General features: G+C 45.9%; 10 protein-coding genes. All 10 read left to right on the top strand.

Annotation, left to right across the window (positions count from 1 at the left end; genetic code table 11):
• The first annotated feature begins 226 nt into the window (after positions 1–226).
• A complete protein-coding gene (locus MKY52_RS11350; RefSeq protein WP_341051420.1) occupies positions 227–1,672 on the top strand; it encodes an S-layer homology domain-containing protein in 1,446 nt (481 codons plus the stop codon).
• Between the two features lie 229 nt (positions 1,673–1,901).
• On the top strand, positions 1,902–2,450 hold the full coding sequence (gene hpf, locus MKY52_RS11355; protein ID WP_042131328.1) for a ribosome hibernation-promoting factor, HPF/YfiA family: 549 nt from the start codon (positions 1,902–1,904) through the stop codon (positions 2,448–2,450).
• Between the two features lie 279 nt (positions 2,451–2,729).
• Positions 2,730–5,237, top strand: a complete 2,508-nt coding sequence (gene secA, locus MKY52_RS11360; RefSeq protein WP_076297896.1) for a preprotein translocase subunit SecA — start codon at positions 2,730–2,732, stop codon at positions 5,235–5,237.
• 364 nt (positions 5,238–5,601) lie between these two features.
• A protein-coding gene (gene prfB, locus MKY52_RS11365) for a peptide chain release factor 2 (protein WP_143759238.1) occupies positions 5,602–6,715 on the top strand; the annotation gives its coding sequence in 2 pieces (ribosomal slippage) (positions 5,602–5,673 and positions 5,675–6,715; 1,113 coding nt in all).
• Between the two features lie 150 nt (positions 6,716–6,865).
• Positions 6,866–7,750 (top strand): YitT family protein, encoded by an 885-nt coding sequence (locus tag MKY52_RS11370; RefSeq protein WP_042131326.1) that lies wholly within the window; start codon positions 6,866–6,868, stop codon positions 7,748–7,750.
• A 176-nt stretch (positions 7,751–7,926) separates the two neighbouring features.
• Positions 7,927–8,982 carry an N-acetyl-gamma-glutamyl-phosphate reductase gene (gene argC / locus MKY52_RS11375; protein WP_445670991.1) on the top strand — a complete coding sequence of 352 codons (1,056 nt, stop codon included), beginning with the start codon at positions 7,927–7,929 and terminating at the stop codon, positions 8,980–8,982.
• Positions 8,983–9,002: 20 nt separating this feature from the next.
• Positions 9,003–10,235, top strand: a complete 1,233-nt coding sequence (argJ, locus tag MKY52_RS11380) for a bifunctional ornithine acetyltransferase/N-acetylglutamate synthase (RefSeq protein WP_341051422.1) — start codon at positions 9,003–9,005, stop codon at positions 10,233–10,235.
• A gap of 41 nt (positions 10,236–10,276) precedes the next feature.
• Positions 10,277–11,107 (top strand): acetylglutamate kinase, encoded by an 831-nt coding sequence (argB, locus tag MKY52_RS11385; protein ID WP_341051423.1) that lies wholly within the window; start codon positions 10,277–10,279, stop codon positions 11,105–11,107.
• Positions 11,108–11,177: 70 nt separating this feature from the next.
• The gene (locus tag MKY52_RS11390; RefSeq protein ID WP_341051424.1) at positions 11,178–12,464 is read left to right on the top strand and encodes an acetylornithine transaminase; all 1,287 of its coding nucleotides are present in this window, start codon (positions 11,178–11,180) and stop codon (positions 12,462–12,464) included.
• Positions 12,461–13,429, top strand: a complete 969-nt coding sequence (argF, locus tag MKY52_RS11395; protein ID WP_341051426.1) for an ornithine carbamoyltransferase — start codon at positions 12,461–12,463, stop codon at positions 13,427–13,429. The genes MKY52_RS11390 and argF overlap by 4 nt, the downstream gene beginning before the upstream one ends.
• Positions 13,430–13,431 lie beyond the last annotated feature (2 nt).

A 13,431-nucleotide genomic window follows, 5' to 3' on the forward strand; every position in this document is an offset into this window, starting at 1 on the left:
TTTGTGCTCTCATAAGCCTCTATCAAGGCTGTTAATAGAAAGAAAATAGCGTACTTTGTAAATTTATAATATGGAAAATGTTAGAACTCTTCGAAATGTGGGTAATAGCTTTACGTTGAGCTGTTTATCTTACCTCGACGCACACTATGTTAGCCTAGGCCAATACTTCCAAGAAGAGATTCATATAGCCTACGCTATCAAAACTTTTAGGAGGATGATTAGCAGGATGAAAAAGAAGTTGCGCGGTCTCATGACCGGAGTTTTAGGAGTTAGTATGTTATTAGGATCTCTTGGCAGCGTATCTGCCGCCTCCGTACCTAAGGATATTCAAGGTCACTGGGCCCAAGCTCAGCTACAGGAATGGTTAGATAGTGGATACCTTGGAGGATACCCAGACGGTACAGTTAAACCAAACAAGGCAATTACACGTGGAGAGTATGTGACTCTGGTAAATCGCCTGTTCGGTTTTAAAGAAAAAGCAACTGTAAGCTTTAAAGATATGAAAAGCACAAACTGGAACTACAGTGAAGTGGCTAAAGCCGTGGAAGCTGGCTATATCGGAGGATACGAGGACAATACGTTCCGTCCTAATAGTCCGCTCACAAGACAAGAGGCAGCTGTAATGGCTGCGAAATTACTTAAATTGAGCACTAATACCACTACTAGCAAATTTAAAGACAATGCACAAATTGCAGCATGGGCAAAAGGTGCAGTAGCCGCTGCAGCGGATAAGAAGATCATTAACGGTTATCCGGACGGAACCTTCGGTCCTAAGAGATCGTTAACACGTGCAGAGGCTGTTGGTATTATCAATACTTCAGTGATCTATTACCCAGGTAGTGGCACAGGTGGTGGAGTAATTCCTACCCCACCGCCAACGGCTACTCCGACACCAACCGCTACGCCAACGCCAACAGCTACTCCAGGTGGTAGTACTGGTGGAGGAAGTGGTGGTGGATCTGGCGGCGATAACGGTGGAGGAAATGAAACAAAACCAACCGTATCTGGGGCTACCTATGGTAACGTTGGTTCGGTAACAGCTGATGTGTACCTAACTCCATCCGTAACGGGTGCTGTGTACTATGTTGTAGCTCCTTATACTACTAATGTAAGTGTACCAAGTGCCCTGCAAGTAGAAAAAGGACAACTTAGTGACGGAACTGCAGGCGTGTATCATGGTAGCGCTGCTACTGTAGCTAAGACAAAGGTTACATTCTCGGTTTACGGATTGAATCCTGGTACGGAGTATGCGACTTATATTGCGGTAGCTGATGCTTCAGGTAATCTTTCTGATGTAACAACCGTTCGTTTAACTACTGCTCAGGCAACTGCAAACTCGATTACGCTTTTTGAACCAGGACAAGTAGGTACTGTTACAGCAGATGTATATGTTAAATATGGTGCGACAGGTGGCACTCCAACACCGGTAAGATATGTAGTATTGCCGGCAAATGAAAAAGCACCTAGCGCAGCACAAATTTCTTTAGGGCAGAATAGTGCTGGTACAGCATTGACTGCACCATGGACGGACACGCTTACGTTCGCTCCTGGTGTAAAACATACGCATACTTTGACTGGATTGACAGCTAATACTGCCTATAAGGTATACGTTATTACAGGAACAGGTACACATTTGTCACCTGTAGAAATCATTCAAATTCATACCAAGTAACTTAATCTTATACTGTCTCAGTTTGGGAATATAAGAATGGAATTCGTACTATAATAACGTCAGGTTTACTCTTGGTCCGGTGAGGCGAATAGTTGCTCTTACCGGACTTGTTTTATTTGTGAACACTACGACAATATTTGTTATCTAATTGTAAGGGCTGTAAGGAATTACTTTTTACTTAGGCTTAACAATTTGGTATAATGAAGGTGTAACTAAAGGAGGAGTGGCCATGCAATTCACCATTCGAGGTCAACAAATTGACGTGACCGACGCTTTGAGAGAGTATGTTGATAAGAAGCTCAGCAAACTTGAGAAGTATTTCGAAGCACCCCCTACCTCTGAAGGGTCTGTGACGCTTGGCGTAGTTCGCGGCCTTCATACGGTGGAAGTAACCATTCCGCTTGCTGGCGTGACGCTTCGTGCGGAAGATCGCAGCGATGACATGTATGCTTCCATAGATGCCGTTGTGGACAAGCTAGAACGTCAAATTCGCAAACACAAAACGAAGATCAATCGTAAGTTCCGTCAAGAGGGACTGAAGACGCTGTTTGTGGATGGAGCTAGTACCGCTGTTGCTGTAGAAGAACAAGATTATGATGATTTAGAAGTTGTGCGGAACAAACGCTTTACAATGAAACCGATGGATGTAGAAGAAGCGATTCTTCAAATGAACATGGTAGGACATAATTTCTTTGTGTTTTCCAATATCGACACCTCGGAAGTAAGCGTAGTTTACAAACGTGATGATGGTAAATATGGACTGATTGAACAGGGCTAAGATACAATGATGCCAGTTATGCTCTAAGTATAAAGGGCCTCGAGAGTTAGTCAGAACCTAAGAAATTTAAACCGAGCCCCTATTCGCTTGCAGCGAATAGGGCTCTTGTGCGTATAAGCGACTATATTTGAAAAATGTGGCTGATACACCTTGTATTGCGGCATCTCTTACAAACTGTTACAATTTATGAAGCAGCGGAATCGAATTTATAAATGGCCCTTTCAATTTTGTGAGGATGGGCTCGGTTCCACCATCTGTGTTGCATGAAAGGGGTTAACCATGCTAGGACTTGTAAAGAAAATATTCGGAGACACCAACGATCGTGACGTTAAACGTCTCATGAAGACAGTCGATGTAATTAATGGATTGGAACCGGAATTTGTAAAGCTATCTGATGAACAGTTACAAGCTAAGACAGCAGAATTCCGTGCCCGTATTGAAAAAGGCGAAACTCTGGAAGAAATTCTTCCTGAGGCATTTGCAACCGTACGTGAAGCTTCCAAGCGGACACTTGGTATGCGGCATTTTGATGTGCAGTTAATTGGTGGTATGGCTCTGCATGAAGGCCGGATCTCCGAGATGAAGACTGGTGAAGGTAAGACACTAGTAGGTACATTGCCAGTGTATTTGAATGCTTTGCTAGGTAAAGGCGTACACGTAGTAACGGTCAATGACTATTTGGCTCAGCGCGACAGCGCACAAATGGCACAAATCTATAACTTCCTGGGCATGACGGTTGGGGTTAACCTAAGCGGTATGGACCATGCTGATAAACAAGCTGCTTATGCCTGCGATATTACGTATGGCACAAACAACGAATTTGGTTTTGATTATTTGCGTGACAACATGGTGCTTTATAAAGAGCAAATGGTTCAGCGCCCTCTGTATTTCTGTATTATTGATGAAGTGGACTCTATTCTTATTGATGAAGCACGTACACCTCTTATTATTTCCGGACAAGCTGAGAAGTCTACAGAATTGTATTTTTCAGCAGACCGTTTCGTGAAAAAGCTTAAGGCTGAAGAAGACTACACAGTTGATATTAAGGTGAAGTCTGTTGCCTTGACTGAAAAAGGTGTGGCTACTGCTGAGCGCGCTTTTGGTATTGAGAACTTGTATGATCACAGTCATGTAACTTTGAATCACCATATCGTCCAAGCCCTAAAAGCAAATGTAATTATGCGTCGTGACGTAGATTACGTTGTAAACGAGGGTGAGGTCGTTATTGTTGATGAATTTACAGGACGTCTAATGTCAGGTCGTCGCTATAGCGATGGGCTGCACCAAGCGATTGAAGCAAAGGAAGAAATCGAAGTACAGAATGAGAGTATGACTCTTGCAACAATCACATTCCAGAACTACTTCCGTATGTATCGTAAACTCGGTGGTATGACAGGTACAGCGAAGACTGAGGAAGAGGAGTTCAAGAAGATTTATGGTCTTGAAGTTCTTCAAGTTCCTACGAACAAACCAAATCAGCGTGTAGATATGCCAGATGTGGTCTACAAGAGTGAGAATGGTAAGTTCAAGGCTGTCGTGGAAGAAATCGTAGAACGTCACAAAAAGAACCAGCCTGTACTGGTTGGTACAGTGTCGATCGAGAATTCAGAGCTCGTATCTGAAATGCTGAAGCGCAAAGGCGTTAGACACCAAGTGCTTAACGCGAAGCATCACGCTGCGGAAGCAGAAATCATTACCCATGCAGGTCAGCCAGGTACAGTTACGATTGCTACCAACATGGCTGGACGTGGTACGGACATCGTTCTGGGTGAAGGTGTGACAGATCTTGGAGGTCTGCATATCATTGGTACAGAGCGTCATGAATCGCGCCGGATTGATAACCAGCTGCGCGGTCGTGCAGGTCGTCAAGGTGACCCTGGTTCTACACAATTCTACTTGTCGCTTGGCGATGAGCTCATGAAGCGTTTTGGCGCTGACAACGTTCTGACTATGATGGATCGTCTCGGATTCGAGGAAGATCAGCCGATTGAGAGCCGCATGATCACACGTGCTGTAGAATCTGCTCAGAAACGTGTTGAAGGCAATAACTTTGATATCCGTAAAGTCGTATTGCAATATGATGACGTGATGAATCAACAGCGTGAAATTATTTATAAACAACGCCGTGAGATTCTGGAGTCCGATAATATTAAAGATATCGTGCTTGAAATGATCAAGCCTGTAATTGAGCGTATCGTTCTAGCACACTGTAGCGATGATATTCCTGAGAACTGGGAACTGCAAGAAGTTGCTGATTACGTAAACAGTAAGCTTCTTGAAGAAGGTGCTTTGACCCGTGATATTCTTTGGGGCAAGGAAGCAGAGGAAATCATCGAGTTCATTTTCGAACGTGTGCTTGAGAAATATGCTGCACGTGAAGAACGTCTGGGTTCAGAACTCGTACGTGAATTCGAGAAGGTAATCGTACTTCGTTCCGTAGATAGCAAATGGATGGATCATATTGATGCAATGGATCAATTGCGTCAAGGGATTCACTTGCGTGCTTACGGTGGTACGGATCCACTTCGCGAGTATCAATTCGAAGGCTTTGAGATGTTTAATACTATGACTGCTACGATTCAAGAAGAAGTAGCTACTTATATTATGAAGGCTCACATCGAGGCGAATCAGGAACGTCAATCCGTTATTGATGAAGACAAGATCTCTACAAACAGCGAACCTGTTGAGAAACGTCCGGTTCATGTTGAGGCTGTGACTGGCCGTAATGATCTTTGCCCTTGCGGAAGCGGCAAGAAGTACAAGAATTGCCACGGTCAAAACGCATAAGACAAACGTTTAGTAGCGCTCATATTCAGGTGTTGAAGATGTAAGTCTTTAACCCTGATCTCTATGGGTATACTAACCATAAAGAGCGGCTGGGCCCGGGGGTTTCCCCGTTTACGGCCCAGTCGCTTTTTTGGATATTTAGTATTCGAGCGAATGAGGAATGGAGAGAAGGTTTGGAACTGGAGAAGCGTAGCGCTCGCCTTTATCTTCAGATTCCAACCGCAAGTGCGGTTATCTAATCAAGGAATCTGAGGATAACAGCGATCGGAAGTCCAATCCTTCTCGGAATGGCTGAACATTCACTCATTACTAACTTTCCAATAGCGAAGACCGTAACAACCAATTTTGAAAGGTGAAGTGACCTATGATAGAACCAAATGTAAAGCAGGATCTGCGTGAAATAGGCAAGAAACTAACTGACCTTAGGGGGTCTCTTTGACTTAGATCTTAAGCAAGAGATGATTTCTAACTTTGAAGAGAAAATGGCGGCTCCAGGATTCTGGGATAATAGTGAGCAAGCGCAGAGTGTAATCGCTGAGATGAACGCTGTGAAATCTTCCGTAGATCAATACGAGAAGCTTCAACAGGAATACGATGATGCTGCTATGATGGCAGAGCTTGCGGATGAAGAGGGCGATGAGGATCTGGCAACAGAAATCGGAGAGACGATCCGTAGCCTAGGCAGTAAAGTGGATGAATTCGAGCTGCAATTGCTGCTTAACCAACCGTACGACAAGTTAAATGCTATTCTTGAGCTTCATCCGGGTGCAGGTGGAACAGAATCCCAAGACTGGGGACAGATGTTGCTGCGTATGTACACACGTTGGGCTGAGAAACGTGGATTTAAGGTTGAAGTGCTTGATTATTTACCGGGTGATGAAGCAGGGATTAAGAGTGTCACACTGCTCATCAAGGGTTTCAACGTCTACGGATATTTGAAAGCCGAAAAGGGTGTACACCGACTGGTGCGGATATCCCCGTTTGACTCTTCAGGAAGACGGCATACTTCTTTTGTATCCTGTGATGTTGTTCCGGAAATTACGGATGATGTAGAAGTTGAGATTCGGACTGAGGATCTTAAGATCGATACGTATCGCGCGAGTGGGGCCGGTGGACAGCATATCAATACTACGGACTCTGCGGTACGGATTACTCACTTGCCGTCGGGCGTAGTGGTAACCTGCCAGAACGAACGTTCACAGATCAAGAACCGGGAACAAGCCATGAAAATGCTGCGTTCCAAGCTCTATGAGCGCAAGCTGCAAGAGCAGCAGCAGCAATTGGATGAGATTCGCGGCGAGCAATCGGAAATCGCTTGGGGCAGTCAGATTCGTTCCTATGTATTCCATCCGTATAACATGGTCAAGGATCACCGTACTTCCGTGGAAACAGGTAATGTGGGTGCAGTAATGGACGGAGACCTGGACGCATTCATTGATGGGTACTTGCGTAGCCAGATCAAGGTTGAGGCGGATTAAGGGATTTTTTCGGGAATATAGGAAAGTATAAGCTTACTCCATACTTTATCTTTATATTTTTTAGGGGAAACGGATACCATTCTTTGATATGGATGGAATACCCGTTTCTTCTTACGTAGAGCAAGATGACACTTTAAGGAGCGCCATGAAATGCAAAAAATCAATTCTCGTAATAAACCCCCGCTGATTCCACTGAATGGACCCGTCCGTCATGTGGTGGATACAACGCTTATTCTGATCGGTTCGCTAATCACGGCACTGGGGTTTAATCTTTTTTTTCTGCCTAATCATATAGCTTCTGGTGGTGTATCGGGTCTTTCAGTATTGGCTGAAGCTTGGTTTGGGGCTGAACCGGCATTTACGCAATGGGCTCTTAATATCCCGCTGTTTGTGCTCGGAGTAATCTTCCTGGGTAAACAATACGGCGTTCGCTCGTTGCTCGGGAGCTTTGTATTGCCGCTATTTATCTTGTTGACAAAAGATTTGCCTACACCGACAACCAATCCACTTTTAGCCTCCATTTATGGCGGTATCTGTGTGGGGGTGGGACTTGGCGTTGTGTTCCGCGGACGGGGCTCAACAGGTGGACTTACGATTTTGGCGCAAATCATTCAAAAGATATCTGGTCTCAGCTTCTCGGTTTCCGTTGTGTTGCTGGACGGGACGGTTATTGTGCTGGCTGCATTTATACTCGGCATGGAGCAGGCGCTGTATGCGCTGATCGGATTGTTTGTTACAGGTAAGGCCATTAATGCAATAGAGGTAGGCTTCCGTTATACGAAGGTTGCTTATATTATCTCGGACAAGACAGATGAAATATCTGCGGCGATATTAAATGATCTGGATCGTGGTCTGACAAAGCTGGACGCACATGGCGGGTATACTGGCGATGCACGTACCGTTCTGATGGTAGTAGTAGGTCAGAATGAAGTATCAAGGCTGAAGGCGATTGTCCAATCCGTAGATACAAGTGCATTTGTTATTATTACCGAAGCACATGAAGTGTTAGGCGAAGGGTTTAAAAGAGAAGCGTAATCTCTCCTAAGGGGGGAGGTGACGCTTCTCTTTTTTTGTAAATAGGGTTATATTTAGGGATAATAAAGTTCACATAATGTGTTGTATTTATATTAATAGGGATGTATAATAATACATATTTCTAAGACGGCATACATTATATTAAATAATATATTCATGATAAGCAGGAAGTGGGGATGACAGTGGAAGGCAAGCTGAGGGCGGCGATTGTTGGATCAACGGGTTATGGAGGCGTAGAGCTGATTCGGCTACTACAAAGTCATCCTAAAGTAGAGATTACTTCGGTAATTTCCTCATCTAGTGCAGGGGATGCGATAGAGGAAGGGTTTCCTCATTTGACGGGCATTATTGACCGAAAGCTGGATGGCGTTGATCCGGTGCAGATGGCTGAGCGGGCGGATGTGGTTTTTACGGCTACGCCGTCTGGTGTAAGTGCAAAGCTGGTGCCGCAGCTGCTGGAGGCTGGACTTAAAGTTATCGATCTGTCCGGTGATTTCCGCTTGAAGGATGACGCAGAGTATGAGCACTGGTATAAACATCCGGCTCCGGCTGATGAATATCTAGAGCAGGCTGTATATGGACTTTGCGAGGTGTTTGGAGAGCGTGCGGCTGGGGTTGATTTTATATCTAATCCAGGCTGTTATCCTACGGCTACACTTCTTGGACTAATTCCTGCGATTCAGGCAGGCTGGATTAAACATGACAGTATTATTATTGATGCCAAATCCGGGGTTACCGGAGCAGGACGCGGAACGAGCCTGATGGTGCATTATGCAGAGATAAACGAGAACTTAAAAACTTATAAAATAAATAAACATCAACATATACCAGAAATCGAGCAGACGCTCACGGAGATTGCTGGAGAAAAGGTAACCGTAACGTTCACCACACATCTCGTGCCTATGAGCCGAGGTATTATGAGTACGATGTATGCAGGAATGACTGGCAATTATACGGAGCAGGATTTTGTGAATTTATATCGTGAATATTATGCGGGCAGACCTTATGTGCGGGTGCGCGATGTAGGTGTGATTCCAGCGACAAAAGAAGTTAGCGGCTCTAATTATTGTGATATCGGATTTGCGACAGATGCTCGTACAGGGCGGGTGACCATAGTCTCCGTCATTGATAACGTTGTAAAAGGTGCGGCAGGTCAGGCAATACAGAACCTTAATTTGATGATGGGATGGGAGGAAACCCTTGGCCTCGGTTACACACCTGTGTATCCATAAGGATCAGCGGTACAAATAACATGAGCGAGATTGAATTATTTACTACCTTGGAAGGTGGAAGCATTACTTCACCTAAAGGATTTAAGTCCGGAGGACTGCACTGTGGATTGAAAAAAACAGACCGCAACGATCTCGGAGTGATTCTTTGTGAGGTTCCAGCTACGGCTGCTGCCGTATATACGACAAATGTTTTTCAGGCGGCTCCTCTGAAGGTGACGCGAGAAAGTCTTGTGAACGGAACGTTGCGGGCGGTAGTCGTGAACAGCGGGAATGCTAATGCCTGCACAGGTGAACAAGGCGAGGCCGATGCTTATGAGATGCGCGCTGCTGCGGCTCAACATTTGGGTGTAGAGGTTAATGATGTTGCTGTCGCCTCGACTGGTGTGATCGGTGAGCTGCTGAAGATGGATTGCGTACGTAGCGGTATTGCTGCAATACCAGAAAAGCTGGACGGTGGGGCTGCTGGAGCGGAGGAATTCTGTCAGGCCATACTTACAACTGATTTAGTTAAAAAAGAGGTTGCCGTGAAGGTGCTTGTTGGCGGTGTAGAAGTTATTATTGCTGGAGCTGCGAAGGGCTCCGGGATGATTCATCCTAACATGGCTACCATGCTCGGTTTTATGACTACAGATGCTGATATTTCAGCGGAAGATTTACACAGTCTACTTCGTTCTGCTACGAACGTTACTTTTAATATGATTACAGTTGATGGAGATACAAGCACGAATGATATGCTAGTCTCGATGGCTAGTGGGCTTGCAGGTAATGAGAAGCTGACCCGATTGCATCCGGATTGGGACGCTTTTGCCGCAGGATTTACGTATGTCTGCCAGACGCTTGCCAAAGCGATTGCTCGTGATGGAGAAGGTGCGACTCACCTGATTGAGGTTCAAGTGAATGGTGCTGTTCATGACGAAGCTGCTGCAGCGATTGCCAAGACAGTGGTGGGTTCTAGTCTAGTGAAATCTGCTATTTTTGGAGCGGATGCGAACTGGGGACGGATCATTGCTGCGGTTGGACGCGCGGGTGTTCCGGTATCACCAGAACGTGTAAACATTTCTTTAGGTGATATCGAGGTGCTACTGCATTCGAAGCCGGTTGCTTTTGATGAGGAGAAGGCTTTGGCCTATTTGCAAAAAAGTGAAACTGTGCTGATCACTGTAGATTTGCATGATGGAACCGGAAAGGCTACAGCTTGGGGCTGTGACCTAACTTACGATTATGTGCGTATTAACGCTGCATACCGTACTTAATTTGTGGCGGCTTAAGCCCACAAGGGAAGGATACCGAACTTATGACGCTAAATAGCGAGCTTGAACTTATAGATGCATTAGATGGTAGTGGATTGTTTGTGATGAAATGCGGCGGCAGTACGCTGGCTGCTCTTCCTGATTCTTTTTTCGAAGATTTACGAGATTTGCAGCAGGAAGGCATTCAGCCTGTAATTGTTCATGGCGGAGGGCCAGCCATTTCAGAGAATCTAGCAAAGCTGGGCATTGAAAGCAGCTTCGTGAACGGTCTGCGAGTAACCACCGAGGCAGTACTAGATGTCGTAGAGATGACACTGGCAGGGAGTATCAACAAGGCGATTGTAAGGCGAATTCAAGGAAGTGGCGGTCTAGCTCTAGGGCTATCCGGTATCGATGGAAATATGATTACTGCTAGACCCGTAGCTAATAGCGCTGAAGTAGGGTTGGTAGGAGAAGTAACGGAAGTGAAAGCTGATATCGTAACAGGGATTATAGGTATGGGATATATTCCTGTCATTGCACCTATCGGTGTAGATGCTGCAGGTCAGCGCTACAATATTAACGCAGATACAGCAGCAGGGGCAGTCGCTTCTTATGTAGAGTCTCCCCAAATGATCGTAGTTACAGATGTGCCTGGCATTATGAGTACGGTGGAGGGTCGAAAGGTTGTGCTTCCATCCGTTACCGTACAGGAAATCGAAGTTTTAATTGAAAGTGGAGAAATTTACGGCGGTATGATCCCAAAAGTACGGGCAGCTATCGATTGCATTCAAGGCAGCGTTTCAGAGGTTATTATTGTGGATGGAAAAGAACCGCGGGTGCTTAGCCGAGTACTACAAGGTGAAGCGATAGGCACACGTATTATTCGTTCGTAGAATCATAGATGAATATCATTTAGAGGTGCAGCCTGGTACACAGGAGCACAAGATGGGAGAGTGACTTAGAATGAGCAAGCTTACACAAGCTGAAATGGATTCGCAAGCAGGGGCACAGCAGACCGATACAGTAGGATCAGGTACACCGGATGTTGCAGCAGGCAAGCTTAGCGCGGTATTCCCTTCTTACGCCAGATATGATCTCAGCTTAGTGAAAGGCAAAGGCACCTGGGTATGGGATGATAAGGGCAATAAGTATCTTGATTTCACAAGTGGATTAGCTGTGACCAGTCTAGGTCATGCTCCTGAAAAAGTCGGTGCGAAGCTAAAGGATCAGATTGATACGCTCTGGCATGTCTCGAACCTGTTCCATATTCCTGGACAGGACAAAGTTGCAAACCTTTTGACAGAGAATAGCTGCGCTGATCAGGTGTTTTTCTGTAATAGTGGGGCAGAAGCGAATGAGGCTGCTATTAAGCTGGCTCGTCGTTACCACCAGAAGGTAAAAGGTGTAGACCGTTATGAGGTCATCACATTTGAACAATCCTTCCATGGACGTACATTAGCCACACTAACAGCTACAGGCCAGCAAAAGGTAAAAGAAGGCTTCCTGCCGCTTCCAGCAGGCTTCAAGACTGTACCCTTGCATGATCTCCCGGCATTAGAGGCTGCTATCGGTGATCATACCGCTGCTATCATGCTGGAGATGGTGCTTGCAGAAGGTGGCGTGCTTGAGGTAGAACCTGAGTTTTTGAACGCTGTAGTGGCACTGTGCAAGAAACACGGATTGCTTCTGATTGTAGATGAGGTACAGACAGGTATGGGACGTACAGGCAAGTTGTTCGCTCATCAGCATTATGGAATTGAACCAGATATTTTTACTTTGGCTAAAGGGATTGCTAGTGGGTTCCCAGCGGGCTTAATGCTTGGCAAAGGCTATTTGCGTGAAGCATTCTCACCTGGCAGCCATGCGTCCACCTTCGGAGGAACACCGCTCGCAACAGCGGTTATGGCAGCGACGATTGAGACGATGCTGGAGGATGAGCTTCCACAGCGCGCCGAGGAAATGGGTAAATACCTGACAGGTCTTTTGAAAGAGAAGCTGGCAGACTGTTCTTTTGTGAAGGATATCCGTGGTAAAGGACTGTTGATCGGGATTGAATGTCAATCACCAGTGGGCGATATTGTTTTGGCTGGACAAAAGAAAGGCCTGTTGTTCGTGACAGCGGGTCCTAATGTCCTTCGCTTGCTGCCTAATCTATATGTAAGTAAAGAGGAGATCGACCAAGCGGTAGACATCGTCTCCGAACTCATTCATACTTATGCTAAACAAGCAAACGGGGAGGTAAGCTCATGAGTCAGGGCGTACAGAGTAACAAGCACACCATTGCGCAGCAACTGAAAGGCCGTGATTTACTGGAGCTGAACGATTACAGCCCGGAGGAAATTACGTATCTGATTGATTCGGCGATTGAGCTGAAGAAGAAGCAGAAAAATGGCGAAGAATTTCAGCCGTTGAAGGGGAAAACAATTGGTCTTATTTTTGAAAAATCCTCTACTCGTACGCGCGTGTCGTTTGAAGTTGGAATGTATCAGCTGGGAGGGCATGCCCTTTTCTTGAGCAAAAATGACATTCAGCTTGGACGTGGTGAAACGGTTGGAGATACTGCACAAGTAATGTCACGTTACCTCGACGGAATTATGATCCGTACCTTCGGCCATGACAAAGTAGAGGATCTGGCTCGTTATGCTTCTATTCCAGTAATCAACGGTCTGAGCGACCTGGCACATCCTTGCCAAGTGCTGGCGGATTACCAAACCATTTATGAGCATAAAGGGAAACTTAAAGGCCTGAAGCTAGCTTATATCGGCGATGGCAACAATATGGCTCATTCCTTAATGATTGGCGGAGCTAAGCTGGGCGTGGACGTATCTATTGCCGGACCGGAAGGCTATGAGCCGGATGCAGCGGTTGTCGCAGAAGCTCGTGAGATTGCTAAAGAAACCGGAGCGAAGATTGTGGTTACTAATAGCCCGCAAGAAGCTGTACAAGACGCTGACGTCATCTATACTGATGTGTGGGCGAGCATGGGCTTCGAAGAGGAGCAAAAGGCGCGTGAAGCGGCATTCAAGGACTATCAGGTCAATGAGGAGCTTGTAAAAGGCGCGAAGAGTGATTATCTCTTCCTGCACTGCCTGCCAGCCCACCGTGAGGAAGAGGTCAGTACAGGCGTGATTGACGGCCCTAACTCGGTGATCTTTGATCAGGCTGAGAACCGCCTGCATGCGCAAAAGGCTTTAATGGCTGCCCTAATGGGATAAGG

Origin of the sequence: Paenibacillus sp. FSL P4-0184, from assembly GCF_038004625.1 — a bacterium.
Lineage (GTDB): Bacteria > Bacillota > Bacilli > Paenibacillales > Paenibacillaceae > Paenibacillus_AQ.